Origin of the sequence: Pseudomonas sp. C32, from assembly GCF_030417915.1 — a bacterium.
Lineage (GTDB): Bacteria > Pseudomonadota > Gammaproteobacteria > Pseudomonadales > Pseudomonadaceae > Aquipseudomonas.
In genome coordinates this window covers 126,207-151,310 of sequence record NZ_JAUHUK010000015.1, presented here as the reverse complement: position 1 = coordinate 151,310, position 25,104 = coordinate 126,207, and the positions used below count along the sequence as shown (strand labels likewise).

At 60.2% G+C, this 25,104-nt stretch carries 21 protein-coding genes and 3 tRNA genes; all 24 read left to right on the top strand.

Going from position 1 to position 25,104, the window contains the following annotated elements:
- Window positions 1-11 precede the first annotated feature (11 nt).
- The 24 genes from leuD (at window position 12) to QYH43_RS18325 (ending at window position 25,104) form a co-directional block, all read left to right on the top strand.
- Entirely contained in the window at window positions 12-656 is a 645-nt protein-coding gene (gene leuD / locus QYH43_RS18440) for a 3-isopropylmalate dehydratase small subunit (protein ID WP_053157879.1), read from the top strand.
- Window positions 657-796: 140 nt separating this feature from the next.
- On the top strand, window positions 797-1,564 hold the full coding sequence (locus tag QYH43_RS18435) for a class I SAM-dependent methyltransferase (RefSeq protein WP_095151828.1): 768 nt from the start codon (window positions 797-799) through the stop codon (window positions 1,562-1,564).
- 51 nt (window positions 1,565-1,615) lie between these two features.
- Window positions 1,616-2,698: a 3-isopropylmalate dehydrogenase gene (gene leuB / locus QYH43_RS18430; protein WP_095060919.1), complete on the top strand. Its 1,083-nt coding sequence runs from the start codon at window positions 1,616-1,618 to the stop codon at window positions 2,696-2,698.
- 66 nt (window positions 2,699-2,764) lie between these two features.
- On the top strand, window positions 2,765-3,877 hold the full coding sequence (asd, locus tag QYH43_RS18425; RefSeq protein ID WP_095060917.1) for an aspartate-semialdehyde dehydrogenase: 1,113 nt from the start codon (window positions 2,765-2,767) through the stop codon (window positions 3,875-3,877).
- Between the two features lie 248 nt (window positions 3,878-4,125).
- On the top strand, window positions 4,126-5,136 hold the full coding sequence (locus tag QYH43_RS18420) for an aspartate-semialdehyde dehydrogenase (protein ID WP_095060905.1): 1,011 nt from the start codon (window positions 4,126-4,128) through the stop codon (window positions 5,134-5,136).
- A 206-nt stretch (window positions 5,137-5,342) separates the two neighbouring features.
- A complete protein-coding gene (locus tag QYH43_RS18415) occupies window positions 5,343-8,027 on the top strand; it encodes a FimV/HubP family polar landmark protein (RefSeq protein WP_095060903.1) in 2,685 nt (894 codons plus the stop codon).
- A gap of 249 nt (window positions 8,028-8,276) precedes the next feature.
- A complete protein-coding gene (gene truA / locus QYH43_RS18410; RefSeq protein ID WP_095060901.1) occupies window positions 8,277-9,101 on the top strand; it encodes a tRNA pseudouridine(38-40) synthase TruA in 825 nt (274 codons plus the stop codon).
- Window positions 9,102-9,164: 63 nt separating this feature from the next.
- On the top strand, window positions 9,165-9,791 hold the full coding sequence (locus QYH43_RS18405) for a phosphoribosylanthranilate isomerase (RefSeq protein ID WP_301157748.1): 627 nt from the start codon (window positions 9,165-9,167) through the stop codon (window positions 9,789-9,791).
- A 226-nt stretch (window positions 9,792-10,017) separates the two neighbouring features.
- Window positions 10,018-10,938 carry an acetyl-CoA carboxylase, carboxyltransferase subunit beta gene (gene accD, locus QYH43_RS18400; protein WP_095060897.1) on the top strand — a complete coding sequence of 307 codons (921 nt, stop codon included), beginning with the start codon at window positions 10,018-10,020 and terminating at the stop codon, window positions 10,936-10,938.
- Window positions 10,935-12,242, top strand: a complete 1,308-nt coding sequence (gene folC / locus QYH43_RS18395; RefSeq protein ID WP_095060895.1) for a bifunctional tetrahydrofolate synthase/dihydrofolate synthase — start codon at window positions 10,935-10,937, stop codon at window positions 12,240-12,242. Before accD ends, folC begins: the two co-directional genes overlap by 4 nt.
- Window positions 12,226-12,897, top strand: coding sequence for an SPOR domain-containing protein (locus QYH43_RS18390; RefSeq protein WP_095060893.1), 672 nt, complete (start codon window positions 12,226-12,228; stop codon window positions 12,895-12,897). The genes folC and QYH43_RS18390 overlap by 17 nt, the downstream gene beginning before the upstream one ends.
- Before the next feature lie 98 nt (window positions 12,898-12,995).
- Complete coding sequence (locus QYH43_RS18385; RefSeq protein WP_095060891.1) at window positions 12,996-13,556, top strand: CvpA family protein; 561 nt, start codon at window positions 12,996-12,998, stop codon at window positions 13,554-13,556.
- A 41-nt stretch (window positions 13,557-13,597) separates the two neighbouring features.
- Complete coding sequence (gene purF / locus QYH43_RS18380; RefSeq protein ID WP_095060889.1) at window positions 13,598-15,103, top strand: amidophosphoribosyltransferase; 1,506 nt, start codon at window positions 13,598-13,600, stop codon at window positions 15,101-15,103.
- A 73-nt stretch (window positions 15,104-15,176) separates the two neighbouring features.
- Entirely contained in the window at window positions 15,177-16,388 is a 1,212-nt protein-coding gene (locus QYH43_RS18375) for an O-succinylhomoserine sulfhydrylase (RefSeq protein WP_095060887.1), read from the top strand.
- Complete coding sequence (locus QYH43_RS18370; RefSeq protein ID WP_095060885.1) at window positions 16,385-17,161, top strand: SDR family oxidoreductase; 777 nt, start codon at window positions 16,385-16,387, stop codon at window positions 17,159-17,161. The genes QYH43_RS18375 and QYH43_RS18370 overlap by 4 nt, the downstream gene beginning before the upstream one ends.
- 207 nt (window positions 17,162-17,368) lie before the next feature.
- Window positions 17,369-17,444: transfer RNA gene (locus tag QYH43_RS18365), tRNA-Val, on the top strand.
- Between the two features lie 53 nt (window positions 17,445-17,497).
- Window positions 17,498-17,574, top strand: a tRNA-Asp gene (locus QYH43_RS18360).
- A 105-nt stretch (window positions 17,575-17,679) separates the two neighbouring features.
- Window positions 17,680-17,756, top strand: a tRNA-Asp gene (locus QYH43_RS18355).
- Between the two features lie 367 nt (window positions 17,757-18,123).
- Window positions 18,124-18,633 carry a sigma-70 family RNA polymerase sigma factor gene (locus QYH43_RS18350; RefSeq protein ID WP_095058096.1) on the top strand — a complete coding sequence of 170 codons (510 nt, stop codon included), beginning with the start codon at window positions 18,124-18,126 and terminating at the stop codon, window positions 18,631-18,633.
- Entirely contained in the window at window positions 18,630-19,580 is a 951-nt protein-coding gene (locus QYH43_RS18345) for a FecR domain-containing protein (RefSeq protein ID WP_095058095.1), read from the top strand. The genes QYH43_RS18350 and QYH43_RS18345 overlap by 4 nt, the downstream gene beginning before the upstream one ends.
- Before the next feature lie 67 nt (window positions 19,581-19,647).
- Window positions 19,648-22,071 carry a TonB-dependent receptor gene (locus tag QYH43_RS18340; RefSeq protein ID WP_095058094.1) on the top strand — a complete coding sequence of 808 codons (2,424 nt, stop codon included), beginning with the start codon at window positions 19,648-19,650 and terminating at the stop codon, window positions 22,069-22,071.
- A gap of 78 nt (window positions 22,072-22,149) precedes the next feature.
- Window positions 22,150-23,091, top strand: a complete 942-nt coding sequence (locus QYH43_RS18335; protein WP_095058093.1) for an ABC transporter substrate-binding protein — start codon at window positions 22,150-22,152, stop codon at window positions 23,089-23,091.
- Entirely contained in the window at window positions 23,091-24,080 is a 990-nt protein-coding gene (locus QYH43_RS18330) for an iron ABC transporter permease (protein ID WP_095058092.1), read from the top strand. Before QYH43_RS18335 ends, QYH43_RS18330 begins: the two co-directional genes overlap by 1 nt.
- Window positions 24,073-25,104, top strand: a complete 1,032-nt coding sequence (locus QYH43_RS18325; RefSeq protein ID WP_095058091.1) for an iron chelate uptake ABC transporter family permease subunit — start codon at window positions 24,073-24,075, stop codon at window positions 25,102-25,104. Before QYH43_RS18330 ends, QYH43_RS18325 begins: the two co-directional genes overlap by 8 nt.

Here is a 25,104-nt window from a genome sequence, read left to right as displayed (position 1 = left end):
AGGAGCGCAGCATGAAAGCTTTTACCCAGCACACTGGACTTGTCGCGCCTTTGGATCGTGCCAACGTCGACACCGACCAGATCATCCCGAAGCAATTCTTGAAATCGATCAAGCGCACGGGTTTCGGCCCGAACCTGTTCGATGAATGGCGCTACCTTGATGTAGGGCAGCCGTATCAGGACAACTCCAAGCGCCCGTTGAACAAGGACTTCGTCCTTAATGCCGAGCGTTATCAAGGCGCCAGCGTACTGTTGGCCCGTGAAAACTTCGGTTGCGGTTCCAGCCGTGAACACGCGCCGTGGGCACTGGAAGAGTACGGTTTCCGCAGCATCATCGCGCCGAGCTACGCCGACATCTTCTTCAACAACAGCTTCAAGAACGGCTTGCTGCCGATCATCTTGAGCGACGCCGAAGTCGATGAACTGTTCCAGCAGGTCGAGGCTAATCCGGGCTATCAGTTGCAGGTCGATCTGCAAGCCCAGACCGTGACTCGCCCTGACGGCAAGGTGTTGAACTTCGAAATCGATGCGTTCCGCAAGCATTGCCTGCTCAACGGCCTGGACGATATCGGCCTGACCTTGCAGGACGGCGATGCGATTGCGACGTTTGAGGCCAAACATCGTGCGAGCCAGCCTTGGTTGTTTCGCGACGCGTGATTTTGTGTAAGGCGTAATGACGCCATCACCGGCAAGCCAGCTCCTACAGTTGAAACGCATTCCCCTGTAGGAGCTGGCTTGCCGGCGAAGAGGCCCGCCCAGACAACACCAGGCTAAACCCCAAAAAGGAAGAAGTCCCCATGACCAGCACCGCCCAGCACAGTCAGGTAGTCCAAAAGCAATTCGGTGAACAGGCTTCGGCCTACCTGAGCAGCGCCGTTCACGCTCAAGGTACCGAGTTCGCGCTGCTACAGGCTGAGCTGGCGGGGCAGGGCGAGGCCAGGGTTCTGGACCTGGGCTGCGGCGCCGGCCACGTGAGCTTTCAAGTTGCCTCGTTGGTGAAAGAAGTGGTGGCCTACGACCTGTCGCAGCAGATGCTCGACGTGGTGACGGCCGCTGCCATCGATCGTGGCTTGAACAATGTGTCCACGGTCAATGGTGCCGCTGAGCGTCTGCCGTTTGCCGATGGCGAATTCGATTTCGTCTTCAGCCGTTATTCGGCGCACCATTGGAGTGATCTCGGCCTGGCATTGCGCGAAGTGCGTCGGGTGTTGAAACCGGGTGGCGTCGCCGCGTTCATCGACGTGTTGTCACCGGGCAGCCCGTTGTTCGACACTTACCTGCAAAGCGTCGAAGTGCTGCGCGACACCAGCCATGTGCGCGATTATTCCGCCGGCGAGTGGTTGCGCCAGGTCAGCGAGGCGGGACTGCACACCCGCAGTACCACTCGTCAGCGCCTGCGCCTGGAGTACAGCAGCTGGGTCGAACGCATGCGCACGCCTGAAGTGATGCGCGCGGCGATCCGCGAGTTGCAGCAGTCGATGGGCAACGAAGTGCGCGAATATTTCGAGATTGAGGCTGATGGTTCGTTCAGTACCGATGTACTGGTACTGATGGCCGAGCGATAGAATTTTTCCGGGTGCGTCCATGGGCGCACCGACTGATGACATGAGGAAAGCATGAGCAAGCAGATTCTGATTCTCCCAGGTGACGGTATTGGCCCGGAAATCATGGCCGAAGCGGTCAAGGTGCTGGAGCTGGCCAGCGACAAGTTCGCCCTGGGCTTCGAGCTGAGTCACGACGTGATCGGTGGCGCTGCCATCGACAAGCACGGCGTGCCACTGGCCGACGAGACCCTGGAACGTGCCCGTGCGGCCGATGCCGTGCTGTTGGGTGCCGTTGGCGGCCCGAAATGGGATGCCATCGAACGTGACATCCGCCCTGAGCGCGGTCTGTTGAAAATCCGTGCGCAACTGGGCTTGTTCGGCAACCTGCGTCCGGCAATCCTCTACCCGCAACTGGCCGAGGCTTCCAGCCTGAAGCCGGAAATCGTTGCCGGCCTGGATATCCTGATCGTTCGTGAACTGACCGGCGGCATCTACTTCGGCGCGCCACGCGGTACCCGCACCCTCGAAAACGGCGAGCGCCAGTCCTACGACACGCTGCCGTACAGCGAAAGCGAAATTCGCCGTATCGCCCGTGTCGGTTTCGACATGGCCATGGTCCGTGGCAAGAAGCTCTGCTCGGTGGATAAAGCCAACGTGTTGGCCTCCAGCCAACTGTGGCGTGAAATTGTCGAGGAAGTGGCCAAGGATTACCCTGAAGTCGAACTGAGCCACATGTATGTCGACAACGCCGCCATGCAACTGGTGCGTGCACCGAAGCAGTTCGACGTGATCGTCACCGACAACATGTTCGGCGACATCCTGTCCGACCAGGCTTCGATGCTCACCGGTTCCATCGGCATGCTGCCATCGGCGTCCCTGGACACCAACAACAAGGGCATGTACGAGCCGTGCCACGGTTCGGCGCCGGACATCGCGGGCAAAGGCATCGCCAACCCGCTGGCGACCATTCTGTCGGTGTCGATGATGCTGCGTTACAGCTTCAATCAGCAGGCTGCAGCCGATGCCATTGAGAAAGCCGTCAGCCTGGTGCTGGATCAGGGCTTGCGCACCGGTGACATTTATTCGGCAGGTTGCACTAAAGTCGGTACGCAGGAAATGGGTGACGCAGTAGTCGCCGCGCTGCGGAATCTGTAATCTCTCGGGCCCGCTGCCAAATTCAAGACAAAGCAGCGGCCCACATTTCAAGAAGGTGTAGTTGCGATGAAACGTGTAGGTCTGATCGGTTGGCGCGGTATGGTCGGTTCCGTGCTCATGCAGCGGATGCTGGAAGAGCAGGATTTCGATCTTATCGAGCCGGTGTTTTTCACCACTTCCAATGTCGGTGGCCAAGGCCCGTCCGTGGGCAAGGACATTGCTCCGCTCAAAGACGCTTACAGCATTGAAGAGCTGAAAACCCTCGATGTGATTCTGACCTGCCAGGGTGGCGACTACACCAGCGAAGTCTTCCCGAAACTGCGTGAAGCCGGCTGGCAGGGTTACTGGATCGACGCCGCTTCCAGCCTGCGTATGCAGGATGATGCGGTGATCGTTCTGGATCCAGTGAACCGCAAGGTCATCGACCAGCAACTGGACGCGGGCACCAAGAACTACATCGGCGGCAACTGCACCGTCAGCCTGATGCTGATGGGCCTCGGTGGCCTGTTCGAAGCTGGCCTGGTGGAGTGGATGAGCGCCATGACTTATCAGGCGGCCTCCGGTGCCGGCGCGCAGAACATGCGTGAACTGATCAAGCAAATGGGCGCGACCCACGCCGCTGTCGCCGATCAACTGGCCGATCCGGCCAGCGCGATCCTCGACATTGACCGCCGTGTGGCCGAAGCCATGCGCAGCGACGCGTACCCGACCGAAAACTTCGGCGTACCACTGGCCGGCAGCCTGATCCCGTGGATCGACAAGGAATTGCCGAACGGTCAGAGCCGCGAAGAGTGGAAGGCCCAGGCCGAGACCAACAAGATTCTCGGTCGCTTCAAGAGCCCGATTCCAGTCGACGGCATCTGCGTGCGCATCGGCGCCATGCGTTGCCACAGCCAGGCTTTGACCATCAAGCTGAACAAAGACGTGCCGATCGCCGATATCGAAGGGCTGATCAGCCAGCACAACCCTTGGGTCAAGCTGGTGCCGAACAACCGCGAGACCAGCATTCAGGAACTGAGCCCGACCAAGGTCACCGGTACCCTGAACGTGCCGGTGGGTCGTCTGCGCAAGCTGAACATGGGTTCGCAGTTCATCGGTGCATTCACCGTCGGCGACCAGTTGCTGTGGGGCGCGGCCGAACCGCTGCGTCGCATGCTGCGGATCCTGCTTGAGCGTTGATCGATTGATGCAATGAAAGAACCCGCGCCTTGAAAGAGGTGCGGGTTTTTTTATGGGAGTTGTGTCGCCAGTCAGGCCGCCATCGCCAGCAAGCTGGCTCCTACAATGATGAGCTTACTCACACCTGTAGGAGCCGGCTTGCTGGCGATGGCGATCTCATCGGCGCCGCATAACCCCCAGCGGAAATTGCCTGTGTGCCACCCACCCGGTAAAGTGCCGCTCCCCCCGTTTCGCCAGAGGTAAAACCCATGAGCCAGACCATTGATATCGCCGTGATCGGCGCCACCGGTACTGTCGGCGAAACGCTCGTGCAGATTCTGGAAGAGCGCGATTTTCCAATCGGTAACCTGCACTTGCTGGCCAGCAGCGAATCCGCCGGCAGCTCAGTGCCGTTTCGTGGCAAGAACGTGCGTGTGCGCGAAGTCGATGAATTCGATTTCGGCAAAGTGCAGTTGGTATTTTTTGCCGCAGGCCCGGCGGTAACCCTGAGTTTCGCTTCGCGCGCCAGTGCTGCCGGTTGTTCGGTGATTGATCTGTCCGGAGCCTTGTCGGCCGAACAAGCGCCGCAAGTGGTGCCGGAAGCCAATCCACAGGTACTGGCCAACTTGAAAAAGCCATTCCTGGTCAGCAGCCCGAGTCCATCGGCCACCACCCTGGCGGTAGTGCTTGCACCGTTGCTGAGCTTGATGGAATTGCAACGTATCAATCTGACCGCCAGCCTCGCGGTGTCTGCCCAGGGCCGCGAAGCGGTGAGCGAGCTGGCGCGGCAAACCGCCGAACTGCTCAATGTGCGCCCGCTTGAACCGAAGTTCTTTGATCGGCAGATGGCATTCAACCTGCTGGCACAAGTCGGCAAGCCGGATGATCAGGGCCATACGCTGCTGGAAAAGCGGCTGGTACGTGAACTTCGCCAGGTCATGAACCTGCCGTCGTTGAAGATTTCTGTCACTTGCATTCAAGCCCCGGTGTTTTTTGGCGATAGCTTTAATGTGACCCTGCAGTCGGCAAGTGATATCGACCTGGCGAAGGTGAACGCAGCCCTGGAAGACGCGCCGGGTATCGAGCTGGTGGAAGCCGGCGATTATCCGACCCCGGTTGGCGATGCGGTGGGGCAGGATGTGGTCTACGTTGGTCGGGTTCGCCAGGGTATCGACGACCTGTCGGAACTTAATTTGTGGCTGACGTCAGATAACGTACGCAAAGGCGCTGCGCTCAACGCTGTGCAACTGGCTGAGTTGTTGATAAAAGACCTGCTGTAAAAGATACTTTGCTACAAATTGTCGAATGTTTCCGGGCGAGCCTATGCTTGCCCGAATGCTGACGGCAGAGCCACTCTGCGTGGCTTTGCGGAGCAACAATGAAATGACCGCGCGCGACGACCTTCGCCGTTGCGCGCAATGCCTTGCGGCAGCGACTATCAATACCTTCTCGCTGGCCGAGGAATGTTCAAACTAAGGATGAACTAATGGTTCAAGTTCGCAAACTGGTGTTAGCAATAGCGGCCGCCTCGGCGCTGTCCTCCGGTATGGCGCATGCCCTCGGGCTCGGGGAGCTGACCCTGAAATCGACGCTCAACCAGCCGCTGGTTGCGGAAATCGAGCTGCTTGATGTCAAGGACCTCACCGTTGCCGAAGTGGTGCCAAGCCTTGCTTCGCCTGACGATTTCGCCAAGGCCGGTGTCGACCGCCAGGCGTTTCTCAACGACTTGACCTTCACCCCGGTACTCAACGCCAGCGGCAAAAGCATCCTGCGCGTGACCTCCAGCAAACCACTCTCCGAGCCCATGGTGAAATTCCTGGTGCAGGTGATGTGGCCGAACGGCCGTCTGTTGCGCGATTACAGCGTGTTGCTCGATCCGTCCAAATTCTCACCACAAACCGCTGAAGCGGCTGCGCAACCGACGTCTACGGTTGCCGCGCCTGTCACCGGTGCGACCAAACCGTCCCAGCACACCACCTCGCCACGCGATACCCTCTGGGAAATTGCTGCGAAGGCGCGTAACGGCGGTTCGATCCAGCAGACCATGCTGGCCATCCAGGCCTTGAACCCGGATGCGTTCATCGATGGCAATATCAACCGCTTGAAAACCGGCCAGGTGTTGCGCCTGCCGGATCAGGCGCAGAGCACCGGTTTGCCGCAATCCAAAGCCATCGCCGAAGTGGCAGCCCAGAACACCGCATGGCGTCAGGGCCGTCGTTACGTCGCCAAGCCAGGGGCAGGGCAGCAGCAGATCGACGCCACCCATCGCGCCCGCGGTGAAGATGCTCCGAAACAGGCGGCCACCGATAAGCTGAGCCTGGTGTCTGCCGAATCCGGCAAGAACCTTGGCAAAGGTGCGGCCGGTGATGCCAAAGCCTTAAACAACAAGTTGGCGGTAACCCAGGAAAGCCTCGACACGACGCGTCGTGACAACGCTGAACTGAAAAGCCGCATGACCGATTTGCAAAGTCAGCTGGACAAGCTGCAACGCCTGATCGAGCTGAAAAACAATCAATTGGCCAAGTTGCAGGCCGAAGGGGCTGCGGGCGCACCGGCTGCCACAGCGCCAGCGATGTCGGCTGAGCTGGCTGCCGATCCCGCGGCAACGCCATCGCAGACTGCTCCAGCCCCGACGCCAGCTGTAGCTGCGCCTGAGGCGACGGCTCCAACGCAGGCACCCGTCGAAACGCCAGCAGCCACATCCGACGATCAAAAATTCAACGAACTGCTGACCAACCCATTACTGCTCGGCCTGATGGGTGGTGGCGCTGTAGTGCTTCTGCTTCTGCTGCTGTTGTTGGCTCGTCGCCGCAAAGCCCAGCAAGAAGCTGAAAAACATCTGCGCATGGCCCGTGCGCTGGCTGAAGAACAGCCGTTTTCGGCTGACCTTGATCTGCCGGAAAGCAGCTTTGAAGGTCTTGAGGTTCCATCGCCAAGTGTGAAACTGGCGACTGCACCGAAACCTGCTCCTGCGCCAGTGGTTGCACCGGTTGTGATGACCACGCCAATCGCTGCGCCGTTGGTTGCACCGTCTGCCGAGCGTTCCGATGATGTGCTGGGTCAGGCGCAATCGCACATCAACGCCGGTCGCCTGAATCAGGCCGCAGCGTTGCTGGAAGACGGCGTCAAGCAAGAGCCCCAGCGCAGCGATGTGCGCTTGAAACTGATGGAAGTCTACGGCCAGCAAGGCGACCGCGATGCGTTCGTTGCGCAGGAACGTCAGTTGGTGGCCAATGGCGACAACTACGCCCAGGTTGAAAAGCTGAAAAGCCGCTTCCCGGCGATGGTACTGGTTGCTGCCGGTGGAATCGCCGCCGCCGCGGCTACCGCCGAACTGGACGCGCAATACGTCAAGGATCTGCTGCTGGATGAGCCGCAAGCACCGGCCGCCGTTGATGACGATCTCGACAGTGCTTTCGACTTGAGCCTGGACGATCTCGAAAACGTGACACCGGCGCCGGCTGCTCCGGTCCCGGCCGAAGATGGTCTCGACAGCGCCTTCGACCTGAGTCTCGATGACTTCGAAAACATTGCTCCAGCGACACAACCTGAGCCGGATGCGACCCTGGGCGAGCTGGAAGAATTCCCGCGGGATGACGATTTGAGCTTTGAGTCGGTATTGCAGCAGCAGACCGATATCAGGGACAACCTCGACGACCTGGCAGACTTCGATCTGGATTTGGATCTGGGGGCGGAGCCAACGCCAGCCATTCTCGCTGAAGACGACTTCTTGCTGGATCTCGACGAAGGGGTGAAAGATCTGCCGTCGGTTGACGCTCCAGCGGTTGCTGAAGCACCGCTGGACGACCTGGAGCTGCCATCTGACTTTGATCTGTCACTGGCTGACGAAATGGACGCCACGGAAGCTGCAGATGCGCCGGACGCCTTTGCCGTCGAGCTGGACGACGTCAACGCCGAACTGGATCGCCTGTCCCAGAGCATCAGTGAGCCGAGCTTCACCGTGGACGATGCTCTGGCCACAGTTGACGAGGAACCCGAGTTTGACTTCCTGTCGGGTACTGATGAAGTCGCTACCAAGCTCGATCTGGCCCAGGCCTACATCGACATGGGTGACAACGACGGCGCCCGGGACATCCTCAATGAGGTGGTGACGGAAGGCGATGCCGGTCAGAAGAGCGAAGCCGAGGAAATGCTTTCGCGTCTGGTGTGAGTCAATCGTTGCAAATGAAACGGCAGCCATTGAGGCTGCCGTTTTTGTTTGTTGAGTCAAAAGATCGCAGCCTGCGACAGCTCCTACAGGGGATTGCATGCTTTTTTGTAGGAGCTGCCGCAGGCTGCGATCTTTCGATCTTCAGTCGACCAACTCTGGCATCCCCGCCCGAGCGCCTTATAATGCCCACCTTTGCGTCAATCAGCAGGCTGTCACTCCTTGGCAAATATAGATAATCCGGCCGCCGAAATGGCGGCCGACGGCTTTTTCCGGGTCGCGTTGGGCGTGGAATACAAAGGCTCGCGGTATCGTGGCTGGCAGCGTCAGGCCTCTGGCGTGCTCACCGTGCAGGAAACCCTCGAAAACGCCTTGTCCAAAGTCGCCGACTCCCCGGTGTCGCTGCTTTGTGCCGGTCGTACGGATGCCGGAGTGCACGCCTGCGGACAAGTGGTGCATTTCGATACGCAGGTCGAGCGCTCGATGAAGGCCTGGGTCATGGGCGCCAATATCAATTTGCCCCACGACGTCAGCGTCAGTTGGGCCAAGGTTATGCCGCCGCACTTCCATGCGCGGTTCAAGGCGATCGCCCGGCGCTATCGCTACGTGATTTACAACGATCAGATTCGTCCCGCGCATCTGAATGAAGAAATCACCTGGAACCACCGTCCGCTGGACGTCGAACGCATGGCCGAAGCGGCTCAGTATTTAGTCGGCACCCATGATTTCAGCGCTTTTCGCGCCGGTCAGTGTCAGGCCAAGTCGCCGATCAAGGAGCTTCATCACCTGCGCGTCACGCGCCACGGCAAGATGATCGTGCTGGATATTCGTGCCAGCGCGTTCCTTCACCACATGGTGCGCAACATTGCCGGCGTGCTGATGACGATTGGCGCCGGCGAGCGTCCGGTGGAGTGGATGAAAGAAGTGCTGGAAAGTCGTATACGCCGTTCCGGCGGGGTGACGGCGCATCCGTTTGGTCTTTACCTGGTGCAGGTCGAGTATCGCGACGAATTCGAGTTGCCCGAGCGTTACATCGGTCCACACTTCTTGACCGGTTTCTCGGAACTTGACGGCTGACGCCCTCGAACGCTTTTGCTACCATCCGGGACTTTCCCGGATTTGTCTTGGAGTTGTGCCGACATGTCAGCCGTTCGCAGCAAGATTTGTGGGATTACCCGCATAGAAGATGCGTTGGCAGCCGTCGAGGCCGGGGCGGATGCCATTGGATTCGTGTTCTATGCCAAGAGCCCCCGGGCAGTGACGTTCCAGCAGGCGCGCTCGATCATCCAGGCGCTGCCGCCGTTCGTGACCACTGTCGGTTTGTTCGTAAATGCCAGCCGTTGCGAATTGGGGGAAATTCTCGATGCGGTGCCGTTGGACCTGCTGCAGTTTCATGGCGATGAAGTCGCCGCGGACTGCGAAAGCTGGCACCGACCCTACATCAAGGCGCTGCGGGTCAAGGCCGGTGATGACATTGCGGCAGCCTGTAATGCTTACCCGAGTGCCAGCGGAATTTTGCTCGATGCCTATGTCGAAGGCATTCCCGGGGGAACCGGTGAAGCGTTCGACTGGTCTTTGATACCGCAAGGCCTGAGCAAACCGATTATCCTGGCCGGTGGCCTTACGCCCGATAACGTCGCAGATGCCGTGGCGCGGGTTAGGCCCTATGCCGTGGACGTCAGCGGCGGGGTAGAGGCAAGCAAAGGCATCAAGGATCATGCAAAGATTCGCGCCTTCATCAAAGCAGCCGTAGGAGCTGTCTCGTGAAACGAGGCTGCGATTTGTCGATGTGACGGCTGGCACACTGCCGCCGTCTTTAACTGCACTTGCACAAAGCAGGCAAGGCTGAGGGTTTTCGGGGTTGCACGCAGGTCATGTTTCGCGCTGACCGTGGCGACCCTTCGATCATCGCCGTACACATGAATTTAGCTCAAGGGCATACACGGGGTTGCGAACCAGAGCGTTCGGGCCACCGGTACTGGAGAAAGAAAGCATGAGCAACTGGTTAGTAGACAAACTGATCCCTTCGATCATGCGTTCCGAGGTCAAGAAGAGCTCGGTGCCTGAAGGTCTTTGGCACAAATGCCCGTCTTGCGAGGCGGTGCTGTATCGTCCCGAGTTGGAAAAGACCCTGGATGTTTGCCCCAAGTGCAACCATCACATGCGTATCGGCGCCCGCGCCCGTATCGACATCTTCCTCGACGTCGAAGGCCGTGCCGAGCTGGGTGCGGACCTGGAGCCGGTTGACCGCCTGAAATTCCGCGACGGCAAGAAGTACAAGGATCGCCTGACCGCTGCACAAAAGCAGACGGGCGAAAAAGACGCCCTGGTCTCCATGAGCGGTACCTTGCTGGGTATGCCGGTTGTGGTCTCGGCGTTCGAGTTCTCCTTCATGGGTGGTTCGATGGGCGCCATCGTCGGTGAGCGTTTTGTTCGCGCCGCCAACTACGCCCTGGAAAAACGCTGCCCGATGATCTGCTTCGCCGCTTCCGGTGGTGCGCGAATGCAGGAAGCGCTGATTTCCTTGATGCAAATGGCCAAGACCTCCGCGGTGCTGGCGCGTCTGCGTGAAGAGGGCATCCCGTTCATCTCCGTGCTGACCGATCCGGTCTACGGCGGTGTTTCCGCCAGTCTGGCGATGCTGGGCGACGTGATTGTCGGTGAGCCGAAGGCGCTGATCGGTTTTGCCGGTCCGCGTGTTATCGAGCAGACCGTTCGCGAAAAACTGCCGGAAGGCTTCCAGCGCAGCGAGTTCCTGCTGGAGCACGGTGCCATCGACATGATCGTTCACCGTCAGGAGCTGCGTCCGCGTCTGGGCAATCTGCTGGCGCAAATGATGGGCCTGCCGACGCCGACATTCGTCGCTGCACCTATTGAGCCGATCGTGGTTCCACCGGTACCTGCCAACGTATGACCGAGCGCACCCTTGGCGAATGGCTCGCCTACCTTGAGCAGTTGCACCCTTCGGCCATCGACATGGGCCTGGAGCGTTCGCAACAGGTAGCGTCCCGCATGGGACTGGGCAAGCCGGCGCCTCGGGTGATCACCGTCACCGGCACCAACGGCAAGGGTTCTACCTGTGCCTTCGTGGCGTCATTGCTGCGGGCGCAGGGCCTGAAAGTCGGGGTGTACAACTCTCCGCACCTGCTGCGATACAACGAGCGGGTGCAGGTTGATGGCGTCGAAGCCACTGACGCGCAGCTGTGTGAAGCCTTTGCTGCGGTGGAAGCGGGTCGCGGCGAAACCTCCCTGACTTATTTCGAGATGGGCACGCTCGCGGCATTCTGGCTGTTTCAACAGTCAGCGCTCGATGCAGTGGTGCTGGAGGTCGGTCTGGGCGGGCGTCTGGACACGGTCAACGTGGTGGATGCCGACATTGCGCTGGTCACCAGTATCGGCGTCGATCATGCGGATTATCTGGGTGATACCCGCGAATCCGTGGCCTTCGAAAAGGCCGGCATTTTCCGCCAGGGCGCGCCTGCACTCTGTGGTGACCTGAATCCCCCTCAACCCCTGCTGGATAAAGCGCGCGAGCTCAGCTGCCCGTTTTTCCTGCGTGGGCGTGATTTTGATCTGGGTGTCACCGATCACAACTGGCAATGGCGCGGTCTTGATGCTCAAGGTCGTGTGGTTGAGTTGCACGATCTGCCGTTGCTCGACTTGCCGATGGAGAATGCCGCGCTGGCTCTGCAGGCTTACCTGTTGCTCGGTTTGCCTTGGGTGGATGCGCAGATTGTCAAGGCGCTGCAAGCGACGCGTGTCGTTGGTCGTCTGGACCGTCGTGAGATCGACTGGCAGGGTAAACGCCTGAATTTGTTGCTGGATGTAGGGCATAACCCCCATGCGGCGGAGTATCTGGCCCGTCGTCTGGCGAGTCGTCCTCCGGTTGGCAAGCGCCTGGCGGTGTTCGGGCTGCTGGCGGACAAGGATCTGGATGGTGTTGTCGGTGAGTTGAGTGCTAGTGTCCAGCACTGGGCCGTTGCGCCGCTGGATTCTCCGCGCGCTCGGCCGGTTGCTGAGTTGCAGGGCGCGTTACAGAGCCTTGGCGCGTCGGTAACGTGTTACGACAGTGTGGCCGCCGCCCTGGAAGGGCAGTGCGCGCAAGCAACGAACGACGATGAAATCCTGTTGTTCGGATCATTTTATTGTGTCGCCGAGGCCCTTGAATGGCTGGCCCGGCGCTCCACGGAGGAAGCGGCAAATGGCATTGCTGGATAAAGCATACAAACAGCGTATGGTCGGCGCCCTGGTGCTGGTAGCGCTGGCGGTGATTTTTCTGCCCATGCTGTTTTCCCGTCAGGATGAACAGCGTTCGGTGACGGTTGACGCTCCGTCGGCACCACAGGCTCCGGCGATGCCCCAGGTACAAGTGGAGCCAGTGGTGGTGCCTGAGCCGCAAGCATTGCCTCAAGAGCCGGTGCCTAGCGATGACGAAATCGCTCAGCAGGAAACGCCTGTTGTGCCGGCTGTACCGAGTGCGCCAGTGGCGCCGGTTCCCGCGGTCAAATCGGCAGCGCCTGCGCTGGCCCCGAATCCAGCGTTGGCCGCCAAGCCTGCTACTGCGCCTGCTCAGCCGATCACCACGGCACCGAGCAAACCAGACACCACACAAAGCCGCGTCGATGCCAATGGGCTGTCGGTCAGCTGGTCGGTGCAACTGGCCAGCCTGTCCAGTCGTGAAAGCGCGGAAAAACTGCAAAAGTCCCTGCGTAGCCAGGGTTACAACGCCTACATTCGTGCTGCTGACGGCAAAAACCGGGTGTTTGTCGGGCCGTTGATCGAGCGCGCCGAAGCGGATCGCCTGCGTGACTTGCTCAGCCGTCAACAGAACCTCAAGGGGTTCGTCGTGCGCTTTCAGCCAGAGCGCGGTTAAAACTATCGCTCCTATTTGAAATGCACTGACAATCGCAGCTTACCGATAAGCATGGGCTCTGCTAAAATGCGCCGCCTTATCCGTCTGTAGGCTGCACTGTGCCATTTACCTGGGTTGACTGGGCGATCGTTGCTATCGTCGCCATCTCCGCATTGATCAGTCTGAGCCGCGGCTTCGTCAAAGAAGCTTTGTCGCTGGTGACCTGGATCATCGCAGGAGTCGTTGCCTGGATGTTTGGTGGCTCATTGTCCGAGTACCTCGCCGGATACATCGAAACGCCATCGGCTCGTACAATCACGGGCTGTGCCATCATGTTTGTCGCCACGTTAATCGTAGGCGCAATGATCAATTATCTTATCGGCGAATTGGTACGCGTCACCGGGCTTTCCGGGACCGATCGATTCCTCGGCATGGCCTTCGGCGCCGCACGCGGTGTGTTGCTGGTGGTTATTGCTGTCGGGCTGTTGAGCCTGGGGCCGGTACAGCAGGACGGGTGGTGGAAAGAATCACAGCTCGTGCCAAAATTTCTATTGGTCGCCGACTGGTCCAAAAACCTGATTCTCGGGTGGAGCAGTCAGTGGCTTGCCAGCGGTATCAGCGTACCCGCTGAAATACCGTTCAAGGAACACCTCTTGCCGATGGCCAAAACGCCTCAGTGAGCAGTGTTCAGTTCAGATCCATTAAGTAGGGGTTGCGTCGCATGTGTGGCATCGTCGGTATCGTCGGTAAGTCGAACGTCAATCAGGCGCTGTATGACGCGCTAACCGTGCTCCAGCACCGCGGCCAGGACGCTGCCGGTATCGTGACCAGCCATGATGGCCGGTTATTCCTGCGCAAGGACAACGGCCTGGTGCGTGATGTGTTCCAGCAGCGTCACATGCAGCGTCTGGTTGGCCACATGGGCATTGGCCATGTGCGCTACCCGACCGCGGGCAGCTCGACTTCGGCCGAAGCGCAACCGTTTTACGTCAACTCGCCTTACGGCATCACCTTGGCGCACAACGGTAACCTGACCAACGTTGAACAACTGGCCAAGGAGATTTACGAATCTGACCTGCGCCATGTCAACACCAACTCCGACTCGGAAGTGCTGCTCAACGTGTTCGCGCACGAACTGGCCCAGCGCGGCAAGTTGCAGCCAACCGAAGAAGACGTTTTTGCTGCCGTCACTGATGTGCACAACCGTTGCGTCGGTGGTTATGCCGTTGTAGCGATGATCACCGGCTACGGCATCGTCGGTTTCCGCGATCCGCACGGCATCCGTCCGATCGTATTCGGCCAGCGTCACACCGACGAAGGCGTCGAGTACATGATCGCTTCGGAAAGCGTTTCCCTGGACGTGCTCGGTTTTACCCTGATTCGCGACCTGGCACCGGGCGAAGCGGTCTACATCACTGAAGAGGGCAAGCTCTACACCCGTCAGTGCGCGACCAACCCGTCCCTGACGCCGTGCATCTTTGAGCACGTCTACCTGGCGCGTCCGGACTCGATCATCGACGGCGTGTCGGTCTACAAGGCTCGTCTGCGCATGGGTGAGAAACTCGCCGAGAAGATCCTGCGCGAGCGTCCGGAGCACGACATCGATGTGGTCATCCCGATCCCGGACACCAGCCGCACCGCGGCCCTGGAGCTGGCGAACCACTTGGGCGTGAAATTCCGCGAAGGCTTCGTGAAGAACCGCTACATCGGCCGGACCTTCATCATGCCGGGCCAGGCAGCACGGAAAAAATCCGTACGCCAGAAACTCAACGCCATCGAGTTGGAATTCCGCGGCAAGAACGTGATGCTGGTGGACGACTCCATTGTTCGCGGTACTACTTGCAAGCAGATCATCCAGATGGCCCGCGAAGCCGGCGCCAAGAACGTTTACTTCTGCTCCGCGGCCCCGGCTGTTCGCTACCCGAACGTCTACGGCATCGACATGCCGAGCGCTCACGAGCTGATCGCCCACAACCGTACCACTCAGGACGTGGCCGACCTGATCGGCGCCGACTGGCTGATCTATCAGGACTTGCCTGACTTGATCGAAGCGGTCGGTGGCGGCAAGATCAAGATCGACAAGTTCGATTGTGCGGTGTTCGACGGCCATTACGTCACCGGTGACGTCGACGAGGCTTACCTGAACAAGATCGAGCAGGCACGCAACGATGCCTCCAAGGTCAAGACGCAGGCAGTCAGTGCGATCATCGATCTGTACAACAACTGAGTAATTACCGGCCCTGAGGGGCCGGTTTTGTATCTGGCTTTTAAACTACGAGAATAGGGAAAGGAGTGACAGCATGAGTCAGGATTGGGATGCCGGTCGGTTGGACAGCGACCTCGAAGGCGTAGCGTTCGATACCCTGGCCGTACGTGCCGGTCAGCACCGCACGCCGGAAGGCGAACACGGTGATCCGATGTTCTTCACCTCCAGCTACGTATTCCGTACCGCCGCCGACGCCGCTGCGCGTTTCGCTGGCGAAGTGCCGGGTAACGTTTACTCGCGCTACACCAACCCGACCGTGCGCGCCTTTGAAGAGCGCATTGCCGCGCTGGAAAGCGCCGAGCAGGCCGTGGCCACCGCGACCGGCATGGCCGCGATCATGGCGGTGGTGATGAGTCTGTGCAGCGCTGGCGATCACGTGCTGGTGTCGCGTAGCGTGTTCGGGTCGACCATCAGCCTGTTCGAGAAGTACTTCAAGCGTTTCGGCATCGAAGTCGATTACGTAGCCCTGGCGGACTTGTCCGGTTGGGACGCGGCGATCAAATCCAATACCAAATTGCTGTTCGTCGAGTCGCCGTCCAATCCACTGGCTGAATTGGTGGACATCGCGGAACTGTCGAAAATCGCTCACGCCAAAGGCGCGATGCTGGTGGTCGACAACTGTTTCTGCACGCCGGCATTGCAGCAGCCGCTGAAAATGGGCGCAGACATCGTCGTGCACTCGGCCACCAAGTTCATCGACGGTCAGGGCCGTTGCATGGGGGGCGTCGTTGCAGGTCGTGGCGAACAGATGAAAGAGGTGGTCGGCTTCCTGCGCACTGCCGGGCCAACGCTTAGCCCGTTCAACGCCTGGATCTTCCTCAAGGGCCTGGAAACGTTGAACCTGCGGATGAAGGCGCATTGCGCCAACGCCCAGCAACTGGCCGAGTGGCTGGAGCAGCAGGACGGTATCGAGAAAGTCCATTACGCCGGGCTCAAGAGCCATCCGCAGCACGAGTTGGCCTTGCGCCAGCAGAAGGGTTTCGGGGCGGTGGTGAGTTTCGAGGTCAAGGGTGGCAAAGAGGGCGCCTGGCGCTTTATCGACGCCACGCGACTGATTTCGATCACCGCCAACCTGGGCGATAGCAAAACCACCATCACGCACCCGAGCACAACTTCGCACGGACGTCTGGCGCCGCAAGAGCGTGAAGCAGCCGGTATTCGTGACAGTCTGATTCGCGTTGCTGTCGGCCTCGAAGACGTGGCCGATCTGCAAGCCGATCTGGCACGCGGTCTGGCTGCGCTGTGATCGAGTTGTCCACGCCGTCCGCTGGCTCCAATGGTCGTGTCGCACTGGTAACCGGTGCGGCGCGAGGTATTGGCTTGGGGATTGCCGCCTGGCTGATCAGCGAAGGCTGGCAAGTCGTATTGACGGACCTGGACCGCGAGCGCGGGTCGAAAGTGGCGAAGGTCCTGGGTGATAGCGCCTGGTTCATTGCCATGGATGTCTCGAACGAAGGGCAGGTGGCACTCGGTGTTGCCGAGGTGTTGGGCCAATTCGGGCGTCTTGATGCGCTGGTCTGTAACGCCGCGGTTGCGGATCCGCACAACATCACTCTGGAAAGCCTTGATCTGGCCTACTGGAATCGTGTGCTGGCGGTAAACCTCAGTGGGCCGATGTTGTTGGCCAAGCACTGTGCGCCGTACCTGCGCGCTCACAGCGGGGCGATCGTCAATCTGGCTTCGACCCGTGCCGGGCAGTCGGAGCCTGACACAGAGGCTTACGCGGCGAGCAAGGGCGGCCTGCTGGCCCTGACTCACGCGCTCGCAATCAGCCTGGGCCCGGAGATTCGGGTCAACGCCGTCAGCCCTGGCTGGATCGATGCGCGCGACCCTTCGGCACGCCGTGCCGAACCACTGACTGATGCCGATCATGCCCAGCATCCGGCGGGCAGGGTGGGGACGGTTGAGGATGTGGCGGCGATGGTGGCGTGGCTGTTGTCCAGGAACGCAGGGTTCGTTACGGGCCAGGAGTTTGTGGTCGACGGCGGTATGACCAAGAAAATGATCTACAGCGAGTGACGCTGGCGGATCTGATCAACCGTAGGAGCGAGCCTGCTCGCGATCGGTCGGAACATTCGGCATCCAGGTTGGCTGGCAGGCCGCCATCGCTGGCAAGCCAGCTCCTACAGGTTTTATGCGGATTTCGTCTTTTTCAGAAAAACTTCAATCCTACTATTGACTTAGGTTCGCTACCTGCGTAAATTTCGCGGCCTCGGAGATGCAAACGGGTGATTAGCTCAGCTGGGAGAGCGTCTGCCTTACAAGCAGAATGTCGGCGGTTCGATCCCGTCATCACCCACCACTTCCGAGAGACTTGCGAAAGCAAGAGGTAGGCTGAAATGCCTCCACCGACGCGCAGCGGTAGTTCAGTCGGTTAGAATACCGGCCTGTCACGCCGGGGGTCGCGGGTTCGAGTCCCGTCCGCTGCGCCATATTTTCCGAGTCAGGTTCGCCCTGATTCGAGATTAAAAGAGAGATTGAAAAGTCTCAGAGCTTTTAATCAGACGAGTTAATTGAGCGTCAGCTCAAAGCGATACGCAGCGGTAGTTCAGTCGGTTAGAATACCGGCCTGTCACGCCGGGGGTCGCGGGTTCGAGTCCCGTCCGCTGCGCCATATCTGCCCCGAGGCCCACTGAACGCCTTGGAGCTACGAAGAAACCACTGGTTACTTCGAGTCGATAGCAAAGACCCTGGTCGAAAGACCGGGGTTTTTTGTGTCTGCGATTTGTCTTTTTCTCCTTCCTCACGACCTTCAGGGTTTCGCATCTGCCGACCAAGCGCGGATGGCCGATGCCTCTTGAAAATCCCCTCAATAGTCCGCTGCCTCGATAAACCGGCGCCGCGCGGCCGATATCTCGGTCTGTGATCAAATTATTCAAGCCTTTACCGGGTGCAATTCGCACAAAGGACTTGGTTTGACCTCTCAACACTAATTAGAATGAGTCGCATTTAAAATATTTCTTCGCGCAGGGTTTCTTTAGATGAGTGATGCAGCGTTGCCGCCGGAGCAAACCTTCCACGACCTGTACCGCGACCATCGGAGCTGGCTCGAAGGATGGTTGAGACGACGCATGGGCAATGGCAGCGACGCGGCGGATCTGAGTCAGGATACCTTCGTTCGTTTGCTCGCCAGCTCCCAGCGCATCGCCGACCTGCAAGAGCCTCGCGCCTACCTGGCGACAGTCGGCAAGCGGCTGCTGGCCAACTTCTACAAGCGCCGCAGCCTGGAGCAAGCTTATCTCGATGCATTGGCGTTGCTGCCCGAGGACTGCGTCCCGTCTCCCGAGGAGCGCTGGATCCTGCTGGAAACCCTGCAAGCCCTGGACGAATTGCTCGATGGGTTGCCGGGCCCGGTACGCCGAGCATTTCTTTTGAGTCAACTGGAAGGCCTGGGCTACCAAGAGATTGCCGAGCGTCTGCAAGTATCGGAGCGCACGATCAAGCGCTACATGGCTCAAGCCTACGAACATTGCCTGCTGGTGGAAATGTGATCGGCTCGCCACCTTCGGCTGAAACCCGCCAAACCGTGCGGGCCGCCGCGCAGTGGCTAGCCCTCATGGAATCCGGCTACGCCAATGAGCGGGACCGGGCGTTGTTGCAGAGCTGGCGCGATAGCGATTCCAGCCATGAGCAGGCCTGGCAGAAAGCACAACTCTTGCGCCAACGCTTTGCCGTTCTGCCTTCGGCCTTGGCCATGGCCAGTCTCGACCGACCACAAGCCAGTCGACGTACGGTGCTCAAGCGCGCCGTCGGGGCGGTGGCTTTGCTGCCGACTGCCTGGCTGATCAGTCGACAGTTACCTCTGGATGTCTGGAGCGCCGACCTTCGGACCGCCACCGGGGAAAGTAAAAAAGTCCGGTTGGTCGATGGCAGCGCTGTGCAACTGAACACCGCCAGTGCCGTCGATATCGACTTGAAGAGCCGGCACCTGACCCTCGTGGAAGGCGAAATGGCACTGAATGTACCCGGGATGTCGCCGCTGACAATTCTCACGCGCTTTGGGCAAGTGGTCGTCAGTCAGGGCGAGGTGTGTGTTCGTCAGGGGCAGATGGGCTGCAAGGTCTCGGTGCTCAAGGGCACAGTGCAGTTGCAGCCTCTGCACGGACCGGTCTTTTCGTTGCGCGGCGGCCAGCAGGTCAGCCTTCAAGCGGCGGGTGCTAGTGTCGTAGAGCCATTTGACGTACTCGCCCCGGGCTGGCGTGAGGGTGTGCTGATGGCGCAGAACCAACCCTTGGGGGATTTCCTGCGCGAACTCCGCACCTATCGTCCGGGCGTGTTGCGCTGGGAACCCGAGCTGGAATCGTTGCGCATCACCGGCAGTTTTCGCCTTGAAGACACCGATCGTATTCTGGCTTTGCTGGCGGCCAGCCTGCCACTGGAAGTGCATTCACGTACGCGTTACTGGGTAACGCTGGTACCGCGCAAAAATAGTGTTTAAAGCGTGTCCCCTTTTTTCGTGTCGCTTGTCATTCAAGGCAAGTGAAACGAAATCAGAGAGATTCTCAATGCTCGCAGTGATGTCTAGCAGTATGCGTCCGGCTCCATCCAGGTTGCGCCCGTTGTTGCACTTGAGTCTGTTGTTGAGCCTGAGTGCCTGCCCCTTATTCATCACTGCCGGTTGGGCCGAAGACGCGCCTCGGCGCAGCTATCAGGTGCCAGCCGGTAGCCTCGACGCTGCGCTGACTCGTTTCGCGGGGTTGGCCGGGGTCAATCTGTCAGTGGACCTGGCACTGGTGAGGGGGCGCACCAGCCCCGGTCTGTCCGGCGACTTCGCGGTGGAGGAGGGCTTCGCCCAATTGCTGCAGGGTTCCGGTCTGCAATTGCAGCCGGTGGGTGAACAGGCGTACATGCTGACCCCGGCACCAACCGGCGGCAGCCTGCAATTGGGTGCTACCTCCATTTACGCGACGGCGGACACGGCGGACGGTGATCCGTATGTCGGCGGGCAGGTGGCACGCCGTGGGTCGCAAGGCTTGCTGGGCTCGAAAGATTTCATGGAAACGCCGTTCAGCGAGACCACCTACACCAGTGAGTTGGTGAAAAACCTGCAGGCGCGTACCTTGGGCGACCTCGTGGCCAGCGATCCCTCGGTTCGCGCCACCAACCCGGCGGGTGGGCGGTATGAGCAGTTCACCATTCGCGGAATGAGCCTGTTCAACAGTGACGTCTCCTACAACGGTCTCTACGGCATTCTGCCGACATACACCATCGATATGGAAATGGCCGATCGCGTCGACATCCTCAAAGGCCCGAGCCAGCTCATAAATGGCATCTCGCCACGGGGTAGCGTGGGTGGCGGGATCAACGTGGTGCCCAAGCGCGCCACCGACGTGCCCATCACTTCGTTTACCGGCAACTACGCTTCCGACAGCCAGGTCGGCGGGGCCGTGGACATCGGTCGGCGCTTTGGTGAGGGGGACATGTTCGGTGTTCGTTTCAACGGCGTGAAGCAGTCCGGCGATACCGAATGGGATCACCAGAGTGTTGATCGCGAGATGGCTGTGCTGGGCCTGGATTTTCGCGGTGAACGCCTGCGGCTCTCGACGGACGTCGGACATAACGAACGTGACACCGACGCCCCGCAGGAACGCGTGCAGGTCGGCGCCAACGCTCAGGTTCCGCACGCCAGCGATGTTCGCCACAACTATGCGCAGCCGTGGAGCAATGCGCGTACCAAGGACACCTTCGGTACGGTGACCGGCGAGTACGATGTCAGCGATGCCGTCATGGTGTACGCCGGTGCGGGCGCGCGTAAAAGTAATCATGACTTCCTCCGGCACGCCGTAGCGGTCACCAACAACGCAGGTAACTTCAGCGTTCTGCCACGTGACTTCACTCGTGACGAAAATGTCCGGACGGCCAACGTCGGGGTGCGCAACTGGTTCCATACCGGTCCGGTGAGCCATGAGGTCAACCTGGCTGCCAGTTATTTCTATATGGATTTCGAAAACGGCGGCGCCCGTTATGCCGCTGCGCCGAGCAACATCTACAACCCGGTGCAGACACCGACCCCCATCAATCCCACGCGCCTTGATTCCGAGGTGTATACCGAGAACCGCTCCAGCAGCGTCGCGTTGTCCGACACACTGGGCTTTTTCGATGATCGGGTGCTGCTGACCCTCGGCGCTCGCTGGCAGCGAGTGCAGGTCGATGATTGGGCGGACGATGTCAAAGGCGACACGGCCTACGATGAGGAAAAGGTTTCGCCCTCGGGCGGCATCCTGTTCAAGGCCACCGACAAGCTCTCGTTGTATGCCAACTACATGGAAGGCCTGAGCCAGGGCAAGATCGCGCCTTCGACCTCGGTGAACGAAGACGAGATATTCCCGCCGTTCATCAGTCGGCAGGTCGAGGTCGGTGCCAAATATGATGCGGGGGCGTTTGCCATCACCACCGCGGTGTTCCGGATCAAGCAACCGGCTTATGAAACCAACGCCACGACGCGGGTTTTCGGTCCGAACGGCAAACGCGAAAACAAGGGTGTGGAAGTCAGTGTGTTCGGTGAGCCGCTCGAAGGTTTCCGTCTGCTCGGCGGTGTCATGTACATCGACAGCGAGCTGACCGATACCACCAAGGGCACCTTTGACGGCAACCGCGCGCCTGCCACGCCGGAATACAACGTCAACCTGGGCGCCGAGTGGGACGTGCCGAATGTACAAGGCCTGACCTTGACCAGCCGCAGTCTCTATTCCAGCTCGCAGTACCTGGACCAGTCCAATAACAAGGAAATCGATTCCTGGACGCGTGTCGACGTGGGCGCGCGCTATGCCTTCAAGGTCGAGGAAAAGAACATCACCCTGCGGGCCAATGTCGAGAACGTGGCTGACAAGCGCTACTGGAGTTCCGCCGGGGCCTCGGATGACAGTGAGCCTGGATTGACGCTCGCGACGCCACGAACCTACCTCCTTTCGGCAACCGTCGACTTCTGAATCGATTCAACCGTGCGTTGCGCCACAGGGAAGGGCGCTGCCGAGTTGTGTCATGCATCGATTGCAGAGGACCAGAGCATGCCCAGCCTCACTTGCCCGCTCAAGAACGGACAGATCAACACGCCCTCCAGGCGTACGCTGTTGCGCCTGTCTTTGGGCGTACTTGCACTCAAGTGTGTCCCGTCGGCGTGGGCCCGGGCCGACGTCGCGCCACTGCGGGTGATCACCCTGTTTCAGGGCGCCACCGACAGCGCCGTGGCGTTGGGTATCACACCTTGCGGCATCGTCGATTCCTGGAGTGAAAAGCCCACCTATCGCTATCTGCGCTCGACGCTGGAGCTGGTGCCCCATGTCGGCCTGGAAACCCAGCCCAGCCTTGAGGACATCGCGCTGCTCAAGCCGGACGTGATCATCGCCTCGCGCTTTCGCCATGAGCGCATCGCACCGCTGCTCGGGCAGATCGCCCCGGTAGTGATGCTGGAGGAAGTGTTCGAGTTCAAAAAGACCTTGGCGTTGATGGGCCTGGCCTTGCACCGCCAGCAGCGGGCCGAGGAGGTGTTGGCCCGCTGGCAGCTACGCACGGCACAACTGCGCCAGCAACTGCAGCACAAGTTTGCCGGGCGCTGGCCGCCAACGGTGTCGATTCTGGATGTCCGTGAAGACCATATCCGCAGTTATTTACCGGCAAGCTTTCCTGGTTCGGTGATCACCGAGCTGGGGTTCGGTTGGAGTGACGCCAGTCGGGCGGCGAATGGGGTATCGATCAAACTCACCAGCAAAGAGAGTCTGGCGGTGGTCAATGCCGACATTTTCTTTGTCTTCTTGCGCGAGGATAAACCGGCAGTGCAACGAAACTATGAAAGCCTGGTGCAGCATCCGTTGTGGCAGCAAATGCGAGCACCGCAGCAGGCGCAGGTGTGGCGGGTCGATGGGGTGGCCTGGAGTCTGTCGGGCGGAATGCTCGGGGCGAACCTCATGTTTGATGACGTTGCGCGGCTGATCACGGCGGACCTGTCCTGATGAGCAATGGTTTGAAGCTGTGCTGCGCCGGGATCGTGTTGCTGCTCAGCGGCGTAATGAGCCTGGCGGTCGGAGCGACCTGGATTCCGTTGTCGCACATTGCAGCAGCGTTCGTGAATCCCGACCCGCTCAGCGTCAGCCATGTGCTGGTGACCACCACACGCCTGTCGCGCACCTTGATGGCGATGGCCGTGGGCGCGAGCCTGGCCGTGGCGGGGGCCTTGATGCAGGCGCTGACGCGCAATCCGCTGGCGTCCCCCGGTTTGTTCGGGATCAATGCCGGCGCGACCTTCTTTATCATCCTGTGCTCCTCGGTGTTTTCCCTGTCCTCTCCGGATACCTGGCTGTGGTGTGCGTTCATCGGCGCGGCCGTGTCCGGTAGCATCGTGTGGCTGATCGGCAACATGGGGCAGGGCAGTCTCAGCCCGTTGCGCATTGTGCTGGCGGGGGCGGCGATGGCCGCGTTGTTCTCCGCATTCAGCCAGGCGTTGCTGGTGGTCAATCAGGAGGGGCTGGACACGGTGCTGTTCTGGCTGGCGGGCTCGTTGACCGAGCGCAGCCTGTCGGTCGCCGCGCCCCTGCTGATATGTGGCGTACTCGGGCTGTTCGGCGCGATGTTGCTGGCGGGGCAGGTCAACGTGCTTAACGCCGGCGAGGAGATCGCCACCGGCCTGGGCCAGCGCACCGGGTTGATCCGGCTGCTGATGAGCGTGCTGGTGGTCTGTCTGGCGGGCAGTGCCGTGGCCTTGGCCGGCAGCATCGGGTTTATCGGCTTGCTGGTGCCGCACATGGTACGCAAGGGCCTGTCCATCGATCATCGCTGGTTACTGCCGGGTTGCGCGCTGCTTGGTGCGATTGTCCTGCTGCTGGCCGATACCTTGTCGCGGGTGTTGATCCTGCCGCAGGAGGTGCCGGTGGGTGTGATGACGGCATTGTTCGGCGCTCCTTTTTTCATTCTGCTGGCCCGGCGTGGAGGTCGTTATGGATAAGGTCCTGACCTGGCGCCGTAGCGGGTTTTCCCGGCGGATCAACGTCACCACTGTGTGGCGGTTGCTGTCGGCATTGATGGTGACGGTGCTGATCATGCTCGGCTCGCTGTCGCTGGGCAAAGTCATGCTGTCGCCGCTGGAGGTGCTGAGGGTTCTGCTGTCGAACCAGGACGCCAGCCTGACGTTCATTGTCGAGCAACTGCGCTTCCCACGCATGCTGCTGGCGGCGTTGGTGGGGGCGGCGTTGTCGGTGTCCGGGCTGATTCTGCAAAGCATCATCCGCAACCCGCTGGCGTCGCCCGACCTGCTGGGTATCACCAGCGGCGCCAGTGCGGCGGCGGTGCTGTATCTGTCGTTTTTCTCCGTCGCATTGGGCCAACAGTATCTGCCGCTGGCGGCGATGCTCGGGGCGGGGCTGGCGGCATTGGCGATTTATTTGCTGGCCTGGAAGCAGGGGGCCTCCCCGCTGCGCCTGGTGTTGATCGGGGTCGGCATCAGCGCGATGTTGACCGCCGCGACCACCTTCATTCTGGTCTTCAGCCCGTTGACCACAACCCTGTCGGCGTATGTCTGGCTGACCGGCAGCGTGTACGGCGCCAGTTGGCCGGAGCCGTTGGCGCTGGGTGGCTGGTTGTTGGGTATTTGCCCGCTGCTGGTGCTGCTGGCCCGGCAGGTGAGGGTGCAACAGCTGGATGACTCTCTGGCTCAGGGCATCGGCGTTCGCGTGCAGTGGCTGCGTGCCGGTTTGTTGCTGGTGAGCGTGGCATTGGCCGGTGCGGCGATTGCCTGGGGCGGGGCGATAGCCTTTGTCGGGCTGATTGCGCCGCACATTGCCAGGCGTCTGGTGGCCCCGGGTTTCGGTGGTCAGGCAGCGATGGCGGCGCTGGTCGGGGCGAACCTCGTGGTGCTGGCCGACCTCGCCGGGCGTGTCCTGTTTTTGCCGCTGGATCTGCCGGCCGGGATTTTTGTCGCCGTGCTGGGCACACCCTTTTTTCTCTATTTGTTGATCAAACAGCGTCATTGA